13 protein-coding genes are annotated in these 19,543 nt (G+C 67.9%); 4 read left to right on the top strand and 9 right to left on the bottom strand.

What is annotated here, in order from left to right:
* Positions 1-56: 56 nt before the first annotated feature.
* The 6 genes from AC1DOQ_RS22910 to AC1DOQ_RS22885 form a co-directional block, all read right to left on the bottom strand.
* The gene (locus tag AC1DOQ_RS22910; RefSeq protein WP_477369590.1) at positions 57-887 is read right to left on the bottom strand and encodes an SIR2 family NAD-dependent protein deacylase; all 831 of its coding nucleotides are present in this window, start codon (positions 885-887) and stop codon (positions 57-59) included.
* Positions 874-1,485 carry a phosphohydrolase gene (locus AC1DOQ_RS22905; protein ID WP_477369457.1) on the bottom strand — a complete coding sequence of 204 codons (612 nt, stop codon included), beginning with the start codon at positions 1,483-1,485 and terminating at the stop codon, positions 874-876. Before AC1DOQ_RS22905 ends, AC1DOQ_RS22910 begins: the two co-directional genes overlap by 14 nt.
* Positions 1,486-1,566: 81 nt before the next feature.
* Entirely contained in the window at positions 1,567-2,796 is a 1,230-nt protein-coding gene (locus AC1DOQ_RS22900) for a CaiB/BaiF CoA transferase family protein (RefSeq protein WP_477369455.1), read from the bottom strand.
* An 11-nt stretch (positions 2,797-2,807) separates the two neighbouring features.
* Positions 2,808-3,590, bottom strand: a complete 783-nt coding sequence (locus AC1DOQ_RS22895) for an enoyl-CoA hydratase/isomerase family protein (protein ID WP_477369453.1) — start codon at positions 3,588-3,590, stop codon at positions 2,808-2,810.
* Positions 3,591-3,655: 65 nt separating this feature from the next.
* On the bottom strand, positions 3,656-4,939 hold the full coding sequence (locus AC1DOQ_RS22890) for an MFS transporter (protein WP_477369451.1): 1,284 nt from the start codon (positions 4,937-4,939) through the stop codon (positions 3,656-3,658).
* 46 nt (positions 4,940-4,985) lie between these two features.
* Positions 4,986-6,221 carry a pyridoxal-phosphate-dependent aminotransferase family protein gene (locus AC1DOQ_RS22885; protein ID WP_477369449.1) on the bottom strand — a complete coding sequence of 412 codons (1,236 nt, stop codon included), beginning with the start codon at positions 6,219-6,221 and terminating at the stop codon, positions 4,986-4,988.
* A gap of 162 nt (positions 6,222-6,383) precedes the next feature.
* Here AC1DOQ_RS22885 and AC1DOQ_RS22880 point away from each other — a divergent pair, with 162 nt between their 5' ends.
* From AC1DOQ_RS22880 to glpD, 3 genes are all read left to right on the top strand, one after another.
* On the top strand, positions 6,384-7,100 hold the full coding sequence (locus AC1DOQ_RS22880) for a GntR family transcriptional regulator (RefSeq protein ID WP_477369447.1): 717 nt from the start codon (positions 6,384-6,386) through the stop codon (positions 7,098-7,100).
* 1 nt (position 7,101) lies between these two features.
* Positions 7,102-10,125, top strand: coding sequence for an FAD-binding and (Fe-S)-binding domain-containing protein (locus AC1DOQ_RS22875; RefSeq protein ID WP_477369445.1), 3,024 nt, complete (start codon positions 7,102-7,104; stop codon positions 10,123-10,125).
* Between the two features lie 82 nt (positions 10,126-10,207).
* Positions 10,208-11,767 carry a glycerol-3-phosphate dehydrogenase gene (gene glpD / locus AC1DOQ_RS22870; protein WP_477369443.1) on the top strand — a complete coding sequence of 520 codons (1,560 nt, stop codon included), beginning with the start codon at positions 10,208-10,210 and terminating at the stop codon, positions 11,765-11,767.
* 87 nt (positions 11,768-11,854) lie between these two features.
* Here the strand turns inward: glpD and AC1DOQ_RS22865 are convergent, their stop codons facing one another.
* Positions 11,855-14,512 carry a M1 family metallopeptidase gene (locus AC1DOQ_RS22865; RefSeq protein ID WP_477369441.1) on the bottom strand — a complete coding sequence of 886 codons (2,658 nt, stop codon included), beginning with the start codon at positions 14,510-14,512 and terminating at the stop codon, positions 11,855-11,857.
* A gap of 119 nt (positions 14,513-14,631) precedes the next feature.
* Between AC1DOQ_RS22865 and AC1DOQ_RS22860 the strand changes: the two genes are divergently transcribed.
* On the top strand, positions 14,632-15,255 hold the full coding sequence (locus AC1DOQ_RS22860; RefSeq protein WP_477369439.1) for a glutathione S-transferase family protein: 624 nt from the start codon (positions 14,632-14,634) through the stop codon (positions 15,253-15,255).
* 60 nt (positions 15,256-15,315) lie between these two features.
* Here AC1DOQ_RS22860 and AC1DOQ_RS22855 read toward each other — a convergent pair whose 3' ends face one another.
* A complete protein-coding gene (locus AC1DOQ_RS22855; protein WP_477369437.1) occupies positions 15,316-16,173 on the bottom strand; it encodes a protein-glutamate O-methyltransferase CheR in 858 nt (285 codons plus the stop codon).
* A 10-nt stretch (positions 16,174-16,183) separates the two neighbouring features.
* On the bottom strand, positions 16,184-19,543 hold a 3,360-nt coding region (locus AC1DOQ_RS22850; RefSeq protein WP_477369435.1), incomplete at its 5' end, for a response regulator.

Raw genomic sequence — 19,543 nt, 5'->3', positions numbered from 1 at the left:
AGACTTAGCATTTTCGTAAGATCAATTCTTGCGCCGGTCGCATTGCCCCAGCCGGCTCAGCCCAGGTGTTGGCGCAGGCGCCGCAAGGCTTCCAGCGCCCCGGCCGGAATGCCGACGTCGCGTGCGGACTTCACCTGCGGCTCGCGCGGATTGATGCGGACCAGCGGCGCGCCCGGCGACTCGCACATGCGCCGCACCGAGGGCACGTCGGTGCCGGCGCCGAGTTCGACCACGACCAGGCGCCGCGCCTGCGCCAGCCAGGCCTCGAAGCGGTCGTACTGCGCCTCGGTGCGCTCGTCCAGCCAGGCGCCGTCGTTGAACATCAGGACGTTCGGCCGCGCCAGCGCGCCGCAATGCGGGCAGGCCGGCAGCGGCGGGCGCATCAGGCAATCAGCCGGATCGATCTCGGGCCGGACCGCGTCCGCCGGCCAGATCGCGTCGCCGCAGGGGCGGCTGCATTGCAGGTGGTGGATGGAGCCGTGGCATTCGACCAGCCGCTCCTCGGGAAAGCCGGCGCGCTGGAACTGGCCGTCGACATTGCTGGTGAAGACGAAGGCGCCCAGCGGCAGGCGCGCGCCCAGTTCGCGCAGGATCGTGAAACCTTCGTGGGGCACCGTGTCGCGGTAGAGCGCCAGCCGGTGTCCGTAGAAGCCCCAGGCCAGCTCGGGATGGCGGGCAAAGCTGCGCGGGTTCGCGATCTCGACGAAGCGGATGCCGAGTTCGGCCAGCGGCGGATAGGCGCGCCAGAACCCGTGGTCGCCGCGGAAGTCGGGCAGGCCGGAATCGACGCCGATGCCGGCGCCGGCACCGATCAGCAGGGCGTCGGCGTCGCGGATCAGCGCGGCGGCGCGGGCGATGGCGGCGTCGAGGGCCTCAGTCACGGACATCTTCGGCATCGATGAGCCGCCTCTGATGGTCCAGTTCGGCCAGGAAACGCTCGGCCGCGACGGTCGGCGGCCATGGCTCCCAGGGACGGCAGCGGTAGCGCGCCGCCAGCGGATCCTCTTCCAGCACGGCGGCGCGGATCTTCAAGGTATTGCGCACCTCTTCTTCCTTCCAGCCGACCACGTGGACGGCCTCGCTGGCGGCGGCCAGGCGGTCGGCCTGCTTGTGCTTCGCGTGTTCGGACGGCGTCCAGGCCGGCAGGCCGTAGCGCAGGAAGACCATGTGTTCGAGTCTTTGCGTGAGCGCCTTGAAGCCTTCCCCGAGGAAGGGCTTGAGCGGCGACACGGCGTCGAAGCCGAGCAGGCCTTCCTCGGCGTCATGCAGCAGTTCGCGCAAGGCGATCACGGGGGATAGCGGGACCGGCGAGGCGGCGCGCCGCAGCAGCATCACGCAGATCGAGTGCTGGGCCACCGACAGGGGCAGAGGCCAGGCCGAGTGCCCGCCCCAGCGGTAGGTGCGGGCCAGGCCCAGGGCCAGGTCGGCGTCGTCCCAGTCGAAGGGCGTGGGATTCAGCAAATCGAGCCGTTTGCCGGAAGGCATACGAACCCAGGCACGCAGGTCCTGCACCATCAAGAAGCCCCATCATCGTTTTCTTCGGATGGGGTGATTGTACAGCAGCGCCTAATCCAGCCGGGCTTCCTCGATCACGCCCTCGGCCGCGAAACCGTCGATCTCGGCGTCGCCGTAACCATACTCCCTGAGCAGTTCGCGCGAGTGCTCGCCCAGCATCGGCGCATGGCGGTCGACGCGGGTGGGCGTCGCCGAAAAATGCACGGGGCAGCCGAGTGCGCGCGTGGTACCGGCCTGGGGATGCGCGACCTCGACCACCATGCCGCGCGCTTCCACCTGCGGATGGCTGAGCGCTTCGGCGATCGTGTGCACCGGCCCGACCGGCACGCCGGCGGCGTCGAAGGCGGCGATCCATTCGTCGCGCGAGCGCGTCTTCAGCACCGCGGCCATCGCATCCGTCAGGACGCCCAGGTTGCGCATGCGGGCGCCATTGTCGGCGAAGCGCGGATCCGCGCGCCATTCCGGGTGGCCCAGCACGTCGGCGATGCGTTCCCAGTTGGCCTGGTTGGCGCCGCCGATATTGATCCAGCCGTCGCTGGCCTGGAAGGCCTGGTAGGGGGCGGTCAGCAGGTGGGCCGAGCCGGTCGGGCCGGCAGACTGTCCGGTCGCAAAATAGATCGCCGCGTGCCAGTAGGTCTGCTGCAGCGCCGCTTCCATCAGCGAGGTGTCGACCACCTGGCCCTGGCCGGTCTTCTGCTTGTGCGCATAGGCGGCCAGGATGCCGACCACCGCCAGGATGCCGGCATTGATATCGGCGATCGAGTTGCCGGTCTTGGCGGGCGGGCGTCCGGGTTCGCCGGTCACCGACATCAGGCCGGCAAAGCCCTGGGCGATGAGGTCGAAGCCGCCCTTGTCCGCGTAGGGGCCGTCGCGGCCGTAGCCGGACACCGAACAGTAGATCAGGCCCGGATTGATCTCCTTGAGGGTGTCGTAGCCCAGGCCCAGTCGCTCCAGCGTGCCGCGGCGGTAGTTCTCGGTCAGGACATCGGCTTCCTTCACCATCCGCAGCAGGATCGCGCGCCCCTTCGCATGCTTCAGGTTGAGGGCGATGCCGCGCTTGTTGCGGTTGAGGATCAGGAAGGGCGCCGAGACGCCGTTGATGCGCGGTTCGCGGTAGCCGCGCGAATCGTCGCCGCCGGGGAGCTTTTCGACCTTGACGACGTCGGCGCCCATATCGGCCAGCATCATGCCGCAGGTGGGCCCGGCCATGATCTGCGCGAGTTCGAGCACGCGCATGCCGGTCAGCGGTCCCGGATGGGGAGTGGTGTGTGTGCTTGTCATGGTTGTCGTGTTCAGGAGCCGGACCAGGCCGGTTTCTGCTTGTCGAGGAAGGCGGTCACGCCGATCTTGAAATCGCGGCTGCCGTAGCAGGCGGCCACCAGGTCGTCGCCCTGCGGGACGGTCTCCGCCACCACCCGCCGGATCGCTTCCTTCGACACGCGCTGGGTCACCGGCGCCAGCCTTTCGAGGCGGGCGCACAGCTTGTCGGCGGCATCGTCGAGGGCGCCGGCGCCGGCGCCGGCGATCTCGGTCAGGAAGCCGCAGTCGAAGGCTTCCTGGGCCGTGAGGAGGTCGGCCAGCAGCAGCATGCGCTTGGCGCGCGCCACGCCGAAGGCCGCGACCACGCGCGCCGTATTCGCCATCGACAGGCAGTTGCCGAGCGTGCGCGCGATCGGCACGCCGAAGGATGCGGTGGGGGCGGCGATGCGGAAGTCGCAGGCGGCGGCGATCGCGAGGCCGCCGCCGATGGTCCAGCCGTCGAGGATGGCGACGGTCGGCATCGGCAGTTTTTCGATCTGGCCGATGCGCTGGTCGATCACGCGTTCGTAGGCAAGGCCGTCGTCGCCGCCTTCGAAGGCCTTGAATTGTTCGATGTCGGTGCCGGCCACGAAGGCTTCGCCGCCGGCGCCGCGGAAGGTGGTCACGCGCACGTCCGCGCGTTCGGAGAGCTCGTCGCAGATGCGGCCCAGCTCTTCGTACATGGCCCAGGTCATGGCATTGCGCGCTTCCGGGCGGTCGATCAGGATGGAAGCGATGCCGTTCCGGACGCTCAGTTGTACTTGGCCCTTGTTCATGGATCTCCTTTATGCGCTTGGCTGGGCAGCCGGCCGGCCCGTGCGGCGCGGCCGGCTGCCGGGGCTCAGACGGCGACGGTGGGCTGCGGCTGCAGCGCGCCGTGCGCGGTTTCGTCGAACTGCTTGCCCGGCTTCATGGCGAAGGCGGTGATCGAACCGACGACCATCAGCGCCATCGAGAAGATGAAGGGCGTGTCCCAGTTGCCGGTCTTGTCGATCAGCCAGCCGCCGAACAGCGGGCTGATGATGGCGGCCAGGGCCGAGCCGGTGTTCATCATGCCGCTCGCGGTGCCGGAGAATTTCGGCGCGATGTCCATCGGGATCGCCCACATCGGGCCGATGGTGAATTCGATGAAGAAGAAGCCCAGGCTCAGGCACACCGCCGAGATCACGAGGTCGTGCACGAACATCAGCGGCACCAGCGAGGCCAGGGTCAGCAGCATGCAGATCACGACCACGTTGCGGCGCGCGGTGTTCAGGTTGCCGGTCTTCTTCAGCAGGTGGTCGGAGACGATGCCGCCCAGCGCATCGCCGACCACGCCGGCCAGGAACACGCCGGCCGAGAAGATCGCCGACTTCTTCAGGTCGAGCTGGTAGTTGTGCAGGAAGTATTGCGGAATCCAGCTCAGGAACAGCCACAGGATCCAGCCGTAGCAGAAGTAGGTGATCGTCACCGGCGACATGCGGCGGAACAGCGGCATCCACGGGACTTTCGGACGGTCCTTGAACTGCTTGTACTCAGGCAGGGCGGCCAGCTCGTCCTTCGTGATGTGCGGGTGGTCGGCCGGGTTGTCGCGGAAGCTGATCGCCCACCACAGCACCCACAGCAGGCTGATGCAGCCGAGGATGATGAAGGAGCCGCGCCAGCTGGTGGCGGCCATCAGCGCCACCACCAGCGGCGGGGTGACGGCGTTGCCGAGGCGCGCGCAGGCGTGGGTGATGCCCTGGGCGAAGCCGCGCTTCTCGGCCGAGAACCAGCTGGCCATGGCGCGGGTGGCGGTGGGGAAGGTGGCGCCTTCGCCCAGGCCCAGCAGCATGCGGGCGAGGAACAGGGAGACCAGGCCGGTGGCCAGGCCGCTGAGGATGGTGGCGCCGGCCCACACCACGGCGCAGACGGTCAGGGTCTTGCGCGCGCCGAACTTGTCGCCCAGCCAGCCGCCGATGATCTGGAAGACCAGGTAGGGATAGGCGAAGGCGGAAAACACGAAGCCGAGCTGGGTCTTGCTGAGCCCGAACTCCTTGCCGAAACTGGCGGCGGCGGTACTGACGTTGACGCGGTCTACATAGGTAATCAGGTACATCACGCAGAGTAGTAACAGCACCTGCGTCGTGGCACGGCTTGCTTTCATGTGGTGTCTCCTGTCTGATTTTTTCTTGGGTGCGGCGCGGCGCTCGTCAGGCGGCCTTGGCCAGGGTCTCGACGTGCTTCCCTCGTGGGGCGGTCGCCGTCAGGTATTGCATGGCGGCCAGTACGCCGCCCTTGCGGTGCGGGATGCCCGCCACCTCGAAGCCCATCTCGACACCGGCGAGGGTGCCCATCAGGGTCAGGTCGTTGAAGTCGCCGAGGTGGCCGATCCGGAATACCCATCCGGACAGCCTGGTCAGGCCCTGGCCCAGCGACATGTTGAAGTTGTCCAGCACGGCCTTGCGGAAGGCGTCGGCATTCGCGTAGTTACCCGAGGCGTCCTTCGGCATCACGACCGCGGTCAGCACGCCGCTGTACTCGGCCGGGTTCTGGCACAGGATCTCCATGCCCCAGGCCTCGACCGCGGCGCGGGTGGCGGCCGCATGGCGCTGGTGGCGCGCGAACACGTTGTGCAAGCCTTCCTCGAGCAGCATGTCGCAGGCTTCGGACAGGCCGTAGAGCAGGTTGGTGGCCGGGGTATAGGGCCAGAAGCCGTTCTTGTTGGCTTCGAGGATCTCGTCCCAGCCCCAGTAGGCTTTCGGCAGCCTGGCCTGGCGCGAGGCGGCGATGGCCTTGTTCGATACCGCGTTGAAGGACAGGCCGGGCGGCAGCATCAGGCCTTTCTGCGAACCGCTGACGGTGACGTCCACGCCCCATTCGTCGTGGCGGTAGTCGATCGAGCCGAGCGAGGAGATGGTGTCGACCAGCAGCAGGGCCGGGTGGCCGGCGCGGTCGATGGCGCGGCGCACGGCGGCGATGTCGGAGGTGACGCCGGTCGAGGTTTCGTTATGCACCACGCATACCGCCTTGATGCTGTGCCGCGGGTCGGCGGCCAGGCGCGCTTCGATGGCGGCGGCATCGGCCCCGCGGCGCCAGTCGCCGCCGAGGAATTCGGCATTCAGCCCGAGCTTGTCGGCCATCTTCTTCCACAGGGTGGCGAAGTGGCCGGTCTCATACATCAGCACGGTGTCGCCGGGCGACAGGGTGTTCACCAGCGCGGCTTCCCAGGCGCCGGTGCCGGAGGCCGGATAGATCACGACCGGGTTCCCGGTCTGGAAGATCTTGCGGACGTCGGCCAGCACCTTCTTGCCGAGGGCCTGGAATTCCGGCCCGCGATGGTCGATGGTCGGATAGTCCATCGCGCGCAGGATGCGGTCGGGGACGGTGGAAGGGCCGGGAATTTGCAGGAAGTGGCGGCCGGCGGGATGGGAGTTCAGTTTGACCATGTGGGACCCTGTCGTGGTGAGAAAATGGCGAGAACGTTTTGTATACAATATTCAAACTTAAAACCAAGTCAATGCGGATTGCATTTTCCCCCATCATTCCCTAGCAGGATAGACAGGGTGTGCTGGTATGAGGATTTGTATGTGGTATACAATTTTGGAACTATGAATAATCCTGCAACTCCACCCGTCATCGCCAGCATCGACCGCCTCGGCCTGTCCGCCGCCGTCGGTGCGCGTCTGCGCGACATGATCGTCGAGGGCGTGCTCGCCCCCGGCACCCGCCTCAACGAACGCATGCTGTGCGAGCAGCTGAACGTCTCGCGCACGCCGCTGCGCGAAGCCTTCAAGACCCTGGCGGTCGAAGGCCTGATCGTGCTGCAGCCCAACCGCGGCGCCGTGGTCGCCCAGATGTCGGTACCCGAGATCGAGCAGACCTTCGAAGTGATGGGCGCGCTGGAAGGAATGTCGGGCGAACTGGCCTGCGCCCGCGCCACCGATGCCGAAATCGCCGAGGTCCGGGCCCTGCATTACGAGATGATGGCGGCCCACGCGCGGCGCGACCTGCCCACGTACTACAAGCTGAATCACGCGATCCACGACTGTTTCAACGCGATGGCGCGCAACGCGGTGCTGACCGAAACCTACCAGCAGATCAATGCGCGCATCCAGAGCCTGCGCTTCCGCTCGAACTTCAACCAGGACAAATGGGATACCGCCGTCAGGGAGCATGGCGCCATGCTCGACGCCCTGGAGAAGCGCGACGGCGAGGCCCTGCGCCAGATCCTGCTGCAGCACCTGCGCAACAAGCGCGACGCGGTGCTCGCCGTGCTGCGCGCAGCGTCGCAGACGCCCGACGACACCCCACCCGGAGCCCCATGACATGAACGATTCAGTACCTTCCAGCGTATTGCTTTCCGCCGGCCTGCAGGCGCGCATCGACAGCCAGGAACTGGCCGGCCGGCTGCGCAAGGAAACGACAGGGGAGGTACTGTTCGACCGCGGCTCGCGCGGGCGCTACGCCACCGATGCCTCGATCTACCAGATCGAGCCGGTGGGCGTGTTCGTGCCGCGCACCCCCGGCGACGTGGCGCTGGCGCTGGCCATCGCGCGCGACGCCCGGGTGCCGGTGCTGCCGCGCGGGGCCGGCACCAGCCAGTGCGGGCAGACGGTCGGCGCCGCGCTGGTCCTCGACAACAGCAAATACCTGAACCAGGTGATCGCCTTCGACAAGGACGCGATGACGGTTACGGTGCAGCCCGGGATCGTGCTGGACCACCTGAACGCCTGGCTCAAGCCGCACGGGCTGTGGTTTCCGGTGGACGTCTCTACCGCCGCCCAGTGCACCCTCGGCGGCATGGCCGGCAACAATTCCTGCGGCTCGCGCAGCCTGTATTACGGGAATATGGTGCACAACGTGCTGGCCATCGACGCCTGGCTGGCCGACGGCAGCCAGGCGCGCTTCTGCGAACTGGACGCGATGCGCGCCGGCGCGTCCGGCCGCATCGCCCGATTGGTCGACACGGTGGAGGCGATCGCCGTCCGCGAACAGGCGGAAATCGCCGAACGCTACCCGAAGGTGCTGCGGCGCGTGGGCGGCTACAACCTCGACATCTTCCATCCGCAATCGGAACGGCCCTATACCCGCGACGGCAGCGTCAACCTGGCCCACCTGCTGGTGGGCTCGGAAGGCACGCTGGCCTATACCGGCCAGATCACGCTGGCGCTGGCGCCGCTGCCGAACGCCAAGGCGCTCGGCATCGTCAACTTCACGGACTTCAGCAAGGCGATGGACAGCACCCGGCACATCGTCAAGCTGGGACCGGTGGCGGTGGAGCTGGTCGACCGCACCATGATCGAACTGGCGCGCGGCAATCCGGCCTTCCGCCCGACCATCGAGAAGGCCCTGATCGGCAAGCCGGATGCGATCCTGCTGGTGGAATTCGCCGGCGAGGACAGGGTCGAGCAGCTGCGCAGGCTGAAGCAGCTGGTCGACCTGATGGGCGAGCTCGGGCTGCCGGGCTCGGTGGTCGAGATGCCCGACGAGCCGGAGCAGAAGGCGCTGTGGGAAGTGCGCAAGGCCGGCCTGAACATCATGATGAGCCTGAAGGGCGACGGCAAGCCGGTCTCCTTCATCGAAGACTGCGCGGTGCCGCTCGAGCACCTGGCCGAGTACACCGACCAGCTCACCGAAGTCTTCGCCAGGCACGGCACGCGCGGCACCTGGTATGCCCACGCCTCGGTCGGCACCCTGCACGTGCGCCCGATCCTCGACCTGCGCCGCGACGGCAGCGCCAAGATGCGCGCCATCGCCGAGGAAGCGGCAAGCCTGGTGCGCCGCTACAAGGGCGCCTTCTCGGGCGAACACGGCGACGGCCTGGTGCGCAGCGAATGGGTGGACTGGCAGTTCGGCGAACGCATGATGGGCGCCTTTGCCGACATCAAGGATGCCTTCGACCCGGACGGCCTGATGAACCCGGGGAAGATCGTGCGCGCGACGAAAATGGACGATGCCTCGCTGTACCGCTTCAAGCCCGGCTACGCCGAGCAGCCGCTGCGCACGGCGCTCGACTGGTCGGCATGGAATGTACAGACCGATCCGGTCACGGAAGAGGTGAGCGCGCCCGGCACCGGCGGCGATGCGAGCGGCGGCTTCGCCAAGGCCATCGAGATGTGCAACAACAACGGCCACTGCCGCAAGTTCGACAGCGGCACCATGTGTCCGAGCTACCGCGTGACGAAGGACGAGCAGCACCTCACGCGCGGCCGCGCCAACACCCTGCGCCTCGCCGTGTCGGGCCAGCTCGGGCCGGACGCCATGACGTCCGAAGCCCTGCACCAGACCCTCGACCTGTGCGTGAGCTGCAAGGGCTGCAAGCGCGATTGCCCGACCGGCATCGACATGGCGCGCATGAAGACCGAATTCCTGTACCACTACCGCAAGCGCCACGGCATGCGCCTGAAGGACAAGCTGGTGGCCAACCTGCCGCGCTATGCGCCGTGGGCGGCGAAATTCGCCCCGCTGCTGAACCTGCGCGACCGCCTGCCCGGCGCCGCCCGCCTGTCCGAACACTGGCTGGGCCTCAGTGCGAAGCGTTCGCTGCCGCGCTGGCGCGGCGATACCTTCATGGCCGGCGTGGGCGCGCCAGGCGCGGCGCCGGCGGGGGCGGCGGAAGTCGTGCTGTTCGCCGACACCTTCAATAACTATTTCGAGTCCGAGAATGCGAACGCCGCCCTGCGCGTGCTGCAGGCCGCCGGCTACCACGTGCACGTGGCGCGGGCGCAAGGGGAATCAAGGCCCCTGTGCTGCGGCCGCACCTACCTGGCCGCCGGCCAGGTCGACCAGGCGAAACAGGAAGCGCGCCGCAGCATCGATGCGCTGCTGCCCTTCGTGGCGCGCGGCATACCCGTCGTCGGGCTGGAACCGTCCTGCCTGCTGACCATGCGCGACGAGTTCCTGGCCTACGGCTTCGGCGAGGAAGCCAGGCTGCTTTCCGGCGCGGCCATGCTGTTCGAGGAGTTCATCGCGCGCGAATCGAAGGCGGGCAGGCTGGACCTGAAGCTGAAGGCGCTGCCGCAATCGACGGCCCTGCTGCACGGCCACTGCCACCAGAAGGCCTTCGATGCCGTCAAGCCGGTACTCTCCGTGCTCGGGCTCATTCCCGGCCTCGAGGTCAAGCTGATCGAGAGCAGCTGCTGCGGCATGGCCGGCAGCTTCGGCTACGAGGCCAGGCACTACGAGGTATCGATGAAGATGGGCGAGCTGGCGCTGCTGCCGGCCGTGCGCCAGGCCGGAGCGGATACACTGATCGTGGCCGACGGCACCAGCTGCCGCCACCAGATCCTCGACGGCGCCGGGCGCGAAGCCCTGCATGTGGCGCGGGTACTGGAGGCGGCGCTGGCTTGATATGGCCGAACACCCGGGCCGGGAGGGGCACTAAACTTGTCTGCTGCGGCCATCCGGGGCCGTCCAGGCGAGGGAGCGGCAGATGGGAGACAATCCGAAGCGTATCGATTGCGACGTACTGGTGGTGGGCGGTGGCATCAACGGCGCCGGCATCGCGCGCGACGCCAGCGGGCGCGGCCTGCGCGTGCTGCTGTGCGAGAAGGACGACCTGGCCCAGCACACATCCTCGGCGTCGAGCAAGCTGATCCACGGCGGCCTGCGCTACCTCGAACAGTACCACTTCGGCCTGGTGCGCAAGGCCCTGGCCGAGCGCGAGGTGCTGCTGAAGAGCGGCCCCCACATCATGCATCCGCTGCGCTTCATCATGCCGCATACGGCCGGCCAGCGTCCGGCCTGGCTGATCCGCATGGGACTCTTCCTCTACGACCACCTGGCGCGCCGCGACTTCCTGCCGGGCTCCGAGGCGCTCTCGCTGCAGGGCCATCCGGCCGGCGCGCCGCTGCAGCCGCGCTTTGTCCACGCCTTCGCCTATTCCGACGCCTGGGTCGACGACGCGCGGCTGGTGGTGCTGGCCGCCGTCGATGCGCGCGACCGCGGCGCCAATGTCCTGACCCGCACCCGCTGCACGGCCCTGGTGCGCGAGCCGCAGCGCTGGATCGCCACCCTGCAGGGGCCGGACGGCGAGCTGCGCGTGCATGCGCGCTGCCTGGTGAACGCGGCCGGCCCCTGGGCCGCCGGCTTCCTCGGCACGGCCACCGGCAAGGCAGGCGCCACGCACCCGCTGCGCCTGGTAAAAGGTAGCCACATCGTGCTGCCGCGCCTGTTCGAACACGACAGCGCCTACATCCTGCAGCAGCCGGATGGCCGCATCGTGTTCGCGATTCCCTACGAGGGCCAATTCACCCTGGTCGGCACCACCGACTCCGATTACCAGGGCGACCCCGACCGCGTGGCCATCGACGCCGCCGAGATCGACTACCTGTGCGCGGCCGTGAACCGCGTGTTCGCGCAGCCGGTGGCGCCGAAGGATGTGGTGTGGACGTATGCCGGCGTGAGGCCGCTGATCGGGGAAGAGGGCAGCAAGGGGGCAATGAGCGCGTCGAGCGCCAGCCGCGACTACAGGCTGGAGACGAACCTGGACGGCGCGCCGCTGCTGTCCGTCTTCGGCGGCAAGGTCACTACCTTCCGCAAGCTGGCCGAACAGGCGGTGGACTGGATCGCGCCGGCGCTGGGCCGGCGGGTGCCCGGCTGGACCGACAAGGCCTGCCTGCCGGGCGGCGACCTGTTCGGACGCCAGCCCAGCGCGCGTTCGGTGCTGGAATTCGATGCCTGGACCCGCACCCGCCAGCAGCAGTACGCCGGCCTGCCGCCGGCGCTGGTGGCCCGTTATGCGCACGCCTACGGCACCCGTCTGAGCGCCATGCTGGGACACCGCCGCAGCCGCGCGGATCTCGGCGAAGAAATCGTGCCGGGCCTGTTCGAAGTGGAAGCGGACTGGCTGGTGAAGCAGGAATGGGCGCAGACCGCGGACGACATCCTGTGGCGCCGCACCAAGCTGGGCCTGCACATCCCGCCGGGCAGCGAGCGCCGCCTGGAGGCATGGCTGGCGGCGCGCCGCGGTGTGCCGCTACCGGCCGCATAGAGAACAGCAGCTGAAGAACGTCATGCCCGGCATTGCCGGAAATGACTTGCCGCGCAGGCGGGAACCCAGGTTTCCTTGCCCTCCCGCTCAACCACCATTCTGCTTAAGCCAGGCATCAATCTCCGGCAAGCGCGCCGCATTCGTCCTGATCCGATCCTGGATCGCCGCAATCGCCGCATCGACATCGCCGCGCGAGCTCGGCGCCAGGTTGGCCTGGGCATAGGACTTCAGCTTGTCGATCATCGCCGGATTCGCCGACACGCTGGCCAGGCGCGCAAAGTAGCGGCTGCGCGAGCTGGCGTCGACGCGCTGGTTGATCTTGTCCACGTTCGCCAGCGCGAAGTCGACCGCCATGTCCGGGAAGTTCTGGGCCACGGTGGAGATCATCGCAGCGCTGTTGGTCAGGCCGGGTTCGTCGGTCAGGGCCAACTGCAGGGCGCGCTGGGCCAGGGCCTTGTCCTTGGCAGCGGCCAGCAGCACGTAGAGGTGGTCGCGCAGCAGCGGCGTGGTCTCGGCGCGGGCGCGGGCGCGCAGCGCATCCCAGGTGGCGGCGTCGGCATGCTGGGCGACCACCGCCAGCACGGTCTTGCGCAGCGGGCCCGGCACCGCGGACGGATCCTTGTCCATGGCGGCGTAGCGGCGGCGCGCTTCGGCGATCACGGTGGTGTCGCCCAGTTCGCTCAGGGAGTCGATCAGGGTTTCGCGCAGGTTGGCGACGGCGGCGGCTTCGCCGTGCCGCGCTTCCCAGCCGGTCTGCGCCATCACCGGCGCCAGGCGGGCGATGGCGAAGGCATCCAGGCGGTGCTGGCGTTCCTGGTCTCCCTGGTAGCGCCAGTGCAGGCCCGCGAACAGGTGGGCGATGCGGCTCCAGACCTGCGGATCGGCGCTCACCGGCGTGGCCTTGACCAGCTCCAGCGCGCTCGATGCCGGCTGCAGGCCGGCCAGGCCCAGCGCCGAGCTGTCCGACAAGAGGCCGAGCTGGTCGATCGGCGCCAGGCCGGCGAAGGCTTGCGCCAGCTGGGCGAATTCCTTCGGCGCGTACAGGGTGCGGTAATAGCCGCTCTGGCCGGCGTTGACGATCACCGCGCCGCAGCCCGGCAGGGTGACCGTGCCCTTGCCGCCCGAGACCAGGGCGGTGGCCTGCTTGGCATTACCGGCGACTTGCGCGATGACCGGCACGCGCCAGGCCAGCGGCTTGCGGTCCGGCTGGTCGCGCGAGAACTCGCCCTGGACCAGCGGAACACTCGTGCTGCCGTTGCGGCACACCGGTTCGCCGACGCGGATCAGCGGCACGCCCGGCTGCAGCGTGAAGTCGTGGGCGATCGCCGTCACCGGCTTGCCGGCCGCCTTCTCGATCTGCTTCCACAGGTCGTCGGACACGGTATTGCCGTAGGCATGGGCCTTCATGTAGCTGCGTACGCCGTTGCGCCAGGCGTTCTCGCCGACATAGGCTTCCAGCATGCGGATCACCGCCTCGCCCTTCTGGTAGGTGATCTCGTCGAAGGCCTGGTTGGCCTGCTCGACGGTCTCGATGTGCTGCACCACCGGGTGGGTGGTGGCGACCGAGTCGCGCTGCATGGCGCCGTCGCGGCTGCCGACCGCGCCCAGGTGGGTATTCCATTCCGGGTGCAGGCGCTGGGTCATGCGGCTTTCCATCCACGAGGCGAAGCCTTCGTTGAGCCACAGGTCGTCCCACCAGCGCATCGTGACCAGGTCGCCGAACCACTGGTGCGCCATCTCGTGGGCCGCGGTGGCGAAGATCTCCTGGCGGTCGTGCTGGGTCGAGCTGGCCGGATCGAACAGCAGCGCGTATTCGAAGGTGAAGATGGCGCCCCAGTTTTCCATCGCGCCGAAGAACTGGCTGCGGCCGGGGCCTGCGATGTTGTCGAGCTTGGGCAGCGGATAGCGCACGCCGAAGTAATCGTTGTACTCGCGCAGGATGTCCTTCGAGGAGTCCAGCGCGAACCTAGCCTGGTCGATGGCGCCGCGGCGGGTGACCACGCCCAGTTCGATGCCCTCGACCTTGGTGGTGGCGCGCTCGAAGTCGCCGGCGCCGAAGAACAGCAGATAGGTCGACATCTTCGGCGTCTTCGCGAACACCACGCGCTGGCGGCCGTCCGGCAGTTTGGTGACGCTCGCTGCCGGCATATTACTGACCGCCATCTGGCCGGCCGGGATGGTCGCTTCCAGCGAGAAGCTCGCCTTGTAGGCCGGCTCGTCCCAGGACGGGATCATGCGGCGCGCGTCCGAGTTCTCGAACTGCGTATAGATGGCGCGCTGCTGCTTGCCCTCGAGCCCCGGGTAATCCAGCGAGAACAGGCCCACGGCCTGGGTGCCGATCACACCGCTGTAGTCGATGCTCAGTTTGTACAGGCCGGGCGCCAGCGGACGTTCGAAGCCGAAGGTGGCGGTCTGGGCATCGGCGTCGACCTTGACCTTGGCCGCCTGCGCGTTGCCGCCGGCGGCCGGGGCCAGGCTCACGCTGTTGAAACTGAGGTCGGCGGCGTTGAGGGTGATGCTGTCGGTCGCCTTCGTGATATTGACGGTGATGCCGGCCCTGGCCGTGAAGCGTCCGCCGGCGGCGTCGGGCGTCAGCGCGATATCGTAATGGCTGGGGATCACGCCGCGCGGCAGCTGGGTGGTCGCTTCCTGGACCGCGGCCGCTTTCGGCGCGGCGGCGGCATGCTGGAAGGGAAGGGTGGCGAAGGCGAGTGCGACGGCGGCGGAGATCAGGCTGCGATGCATGGAAAATCCTGTGTGGAAGGGAGCTAGTCAGCGAATCTACGTTCAACATGCATGCCTGTCAATCGGCATTCACGGATGCGCTATGATCGTCCTTACAAGCATAAAACCGGAGGAGACACATGAAGCTGTACACCAGCCACCGCACCCCGAATCCGCGCCGCGTCCTCATGTTCATCGCCGAGAAAGGCATCGCCGGCATCGAGCTGGTTCCGGTCGACCTGTTCAAGGGCGAGCACAGGGATGCGGTATTTACGGGGCTGAATCCGATGGCCCAGGTCCCGGTGCTGGAGCTGGACGACGGCCGCCGGCTGGCCGAGACGCGCGCCATCTGTACTTACCTGGAAGGGCTCTACCCGCAGCACAACCTGATGGGCGAGGGTTTCGAGGAACGCGCCTTCATCGAGATGGCGGACCGCCGCGCCGAGCTGCAGCTGCTCCTGAAGGTGGCCAACTGCATCCGCCACACGCACCCGGGGCTGGCGCCGCTGGAGCAGCCGCAGTTCGCCGACTTCGGCGCGTCCCAGGGCCAGAAGGTGCGCGATACGGCGCGCTGGCTGGACGGGGTGCTGGGGCAGCAGGAATACGTGGCGGGCGGGCGTTTCACGATCGCCGACATCACCACCTTCTGCGCGCTGGAGTTCGCGCGCGGGCTGATGAAGTTCCGGCCGGGGGCGGAGGGGTTCGGGAATCTGCAGGCCTGGCGGGATCGGATTGCGGAGCGGCCGAGCGCGCAGGTCATCTGATCAAGGCCCGCAGCGCCAGAACGGCGTCCCCGCCTTGGCGGGGACGACGATGTCATTAGCTTATCCGACTCGTTTATACCACGGCCGATCCCCCTCGATCGCCTGGTAGGTTCCCGCATACGCATCCGCGACCGACATCTGCTGGTCCAGGCACAGCACCCCGAAACGCGCCAGGCTGTCGTGGAACAGGCGCAGCACGCGCTGGCGCAGCACCGGACCGAAGTCGCCCAGCGCATGGCAGCAAAGGATGGCCTGGAACTCGTTGAAGGAGGCGTCGGTCACCAGGCTGTACTGCGACCAGGTGATGCGGCGGCGCAGGTCGGCGCGCAGCCGTGCGCAGCGTTCGCCGTTCTCGCCGGTCTCGATCTCGAACCAGGACAGCAGGTTGCCGCGTCCGCCGCTCTCTTCGTGGCGCCCGCGCGCTTCCTCCAGCGCGGCCAGCGGCAGGCAGGCGTCCTGCATGTCCGCGACCAGCTCCTCGTTGGCGAGGGTGGCGTGGATGTCGAGCTTGCCCAGCACGCCTTCCTCGGCCAGCACGATCGCCAGGGTCCAGGCTTCGCCCACGCCGGCGCACTCGGCCAGCCAGACCCGCGGCAGTGGCCAGGCGCGCAGCGACGGCGCCAGCACCCCGCGCAGCCTGGCGGCATGGCCGACGCAGTCGAACAGGGGCGCCGGCGGCGGCGTCAGCGCACGCAGCAGCTTCGATGCCGCGCCGGCATCGTGGAGCGCCTTCTCCTGCAGTCCGGACAGGGTGGCGACGCCGCTCGCGCGTGCGGCCTGGCTCAGCTTTTGCCGCAGGGCGGCGCGGTCGTAGGCGCGGAAGTCGTAGCCGAAGCGCTGGAAGATCGCTTCCAGCAGCAGCTCCGTTTCCAGCTCCTCGACCGCGAGGCCGGCGGCGAGGCCGGTCCACGCATTCATAGCCGCCCCCTCAATGCAACCACACCCGCATCATCGACAGCAGCTGGGCCACGTCGACGGGCTTGGTGATGTAGTCGGAGGCGCCGGCGGCGATGCACTTGTCGCGGTCGCCCTTCATCGCTTTCGCGGTCAGGGTGATGATGGGCAGCGACTTGAACTTCGGGATGCGGCGGATTGCCCGCATGGTGTCGTAGCCGTCCATCTCCGGCATCATGATGTCCATCAGGACGATCTCGATGCTGGGGTCCTTCTCCAGCACCTCGATGCCGTCGCGGCCGTTCTCGGCAAACAGGACCTGCATCTGCTGGCGCTCGAGCAGCGAGGACAGCGCGAAGATGTTGCGCAGGTCGTCGTCGACGATCAGCACCTTGCGTCCGGCCAGGCCGGAATCGAGGGCCTGGATCTCTTCGAGGATGCGGCGCTGGGTGTCCGGCAGGCTGGCGTGCGAGCGGTGCAGGAACAGCGCGGTCTCGTCCAGCAGGCGCTCGGGCGAGCGGGCGTCCTTGACCACGATGGTCTTGGCGTAGCGCTTGAGCTTCGTGACTTCCTTGCGGCCCAGTTCCGCGGCCGTGTAGATCACGATCGGCAGGTCGCGCAAGGCCGCCTTCTTGCCGATCCGGTCGAGCAGGTCGAAGCCCGAGATGTCCGGCAGGGTCAGGTCCAGCACCATGCAGTCGAAGTGCTGGCCGGCCAGCGCAGCCAGCGCGGCCTCGCCGGTTTCGACGGTGACGATGCGGACGTCGGAATCGCCGATCAGCGAGACGATCGCCTCGCGCTGGGCCATGTCGTCCTCGACCACCAGCAGCGAGCGCTTGCCGCCCATCAGGAACTTCTGGATACGCGTGAATTCTTCCTGCAGCATCTCGCGGCTGACCGGCTTGTTGATGTAGCTGATCGCACCCTGGCGCAGTGCGCGTTCCCGTTCGCGCATCGCCGACAGCACGTGCACCGGGATGTGGCGGGTGCCCGGGTCGCGCTTCAGGCGTTCGAGCACCGTCAGGCCGTCGATGTCGGGCAGGTCGATGTCGAGCAGGATCGCGGCCGGCTGGAAGTCGCGCGCCAGCGACAGCGCGGAGTCGCCGCGGTGGGTCACGATGCCCTTGAAGTTCTTCTCGCGGGCGAAGTCGAGCAGGGTCTTGGCGAAGCGCTCGTCATCCTCGACGATCAGCACCGAAGCGTCGCCCGGTACGATCAGGCCGCGGTCGTCCAGCGTGGACGCGTACTCGACCAGGCCGCCGGACGGGTCGGGCACGGCGATGCTGGTGGTGGCGACCACGGTCTCGGCTTCGGCTTCGGCGTCCAGCCGGGCGCGCGGCGCGGGAATCACGGCCGGAGCGGCCTGCGGCGGCGCCAGGCGGGCCGGCTGCGGCTGGCGGGTCTGCTCGTAGTTGATGAAGCCGGCGCGGTTGTAGGGCAGGTAGAGGGTGAAGGTGGAGCCGATGTTGACCGTCGATTCGACCCGGATCTCGCCGCCCAGCAGGCGCGCCAGTTCGCGCGAGATCGACAGGCCCAGGCCGGTGCCGCCGTATTTGCGGGCGGTCGAGCCGTCGGCCTGCTGGAAGGCTTCGAAGATCAGCTGCAGCTTGTCGGACGGGATGCCGACGCCGGTGTCGCGCACCGAGAAGGCCAGCACCGCGTCCGCATGCAGCAGGTGCGGGTGATCGGCGGTCCAGCCACTGGTCACCAGGCTGATGGTCAGCGAGACGTTGCCGTGGCTGGTGAACTTGAAGGCGTTCGACAGCAGGTTCTTCAGGACCTGCTGCAGGCGCGTCGTATCGGTCATCAGCGCGGTCGGCAGGTTGTCCGCCAGGTCGACCTGGAAGCCGAGGTGCTTGGCTTCGGCCATGTGGCGGAAGGTGCGGTCGACGTAGTTGCGCAGCGCCGAGAAGCGGTACTCGGACACGTCCAGCGTGACCGTGCCGGACTCGATCTTCGACAGGTCGAGGATGTCGTTAATCAGCGTCAGCAGGTCGGAGCCGGAGCCGTGGATGGTTTTCGCGAATTCCACCTGCTTCATCGACAGGTTGCCCTCGGGGTTATCCGAGAGCTGCTGCGCGAGGATCAGCAGCGAATTCAGCGGCGTACGCAGTTCGTGCGACATATTCGCCAGGAACTCGGACTTGTACTTCGAGGACAGCGCCAGCTGGGTCGCCTTTTCTTCCAGCGCCAGCTTGGCCTGTTCCACCTCGCGGTTCTTGCGTTCCACCTCGATGTTCTGCTCGGACAGCAGGCGCGCCTTTTCTGCCAGCTCCTGGTTGGTCTGCTGCAGCTCCTGCGCCAGCGACTGCGACTGGGTCAGCAGCGATTCGGTACGGCTGTTCGCCTCGATGGTGTTGAGCACCACGCCGATCGATTCCATCAGCTGGTCGAGGAAGGACAGGTGGGTTTCCGTGAAGCGGTCCAGCGAGGCGATCTCGATGACGGCCTTGACCTGCTGTTCGAACAGGATAGGCAGCACCACGATATTGGTCGGCGGCGCCGCGCCCAGGCCGGACGAGACCTGGATGTAGTCGCGCGGGACGTCGGTCAGCCAGATGCGGGTCTTCTCCAGCGCGCACTGGCCCACCAGGCCTTCGCCCGGCAGGAAGGAGGTCGGCAGCTTGCGGCTGGAACGGTAGCCGTAGGAGGCGATCAGGCGCAGGCGCGCATCGCTTTCCTGCGAGTCCATCATGTAGAACACGCCGTGGTGGGCGGTGATCAGCGGAGCCAGTTCGGACAGGATCAGCTTGGTCACGGCCTGCAGGTCGCGCTGGCCCTGCAGGAGGCGGGTGAAGCGCGCCAGGTTGGTCTTCAGCCAGTCCTGCTGGGCGTTCTTCTGCGTGGTTTCCTTCAGGTTGCGGATCATCTCGTTGATGTTGTCCTTCAGGTAGGACATCTCGCCGCGCGCTTCCACGGTAATCGAACGGGAAAGGTCGCCGCGGGTCACCGCCGTCGCCACCTCGCCGATCGCACGCATCTGGTTGGTCAGGTTCGCCGCCAGCTGGTTCACGTTCTCGGTCAGGTCCTTCCAGGTGCCGGCCACGCCGGACACGTTCGCCTGGCCGCCCAGCTTGCCCTCGGTACCCACCTCGCGCGCCACCCGGGTCACCTCGGATGCGAAGGAGGACAGCTGGTCCACCATCACGTTGATGGTGTCCTTCAGCTCGAGAATCTCGCCCTTCACGTCCACGGTGATCTTCTTCGACAGGTCGCCGCGCGCCACCGCGGTGGTCACCGCCGCGATGTTACGCACCTGGCCCGTCAGGTTGGACGCCATGAAGTTCACGTTGTCGGTCAGGTCCTTCCAGGTGCCGCCCACGCCAGGCACGTAGGCCTGGCCGCCCAGCTTGCCTTCCGTACCCACCTCGCGCGCCACGCGGGTCACCTCCTC

The organism is Massilia sp. 01N417, from assembly GCF_056399645.1.
The sequence above is the reverse complement of the archived record's forward strand: the minus strand, read 5'-3'. Positions and strand labels throughout refer to the sequence as shown.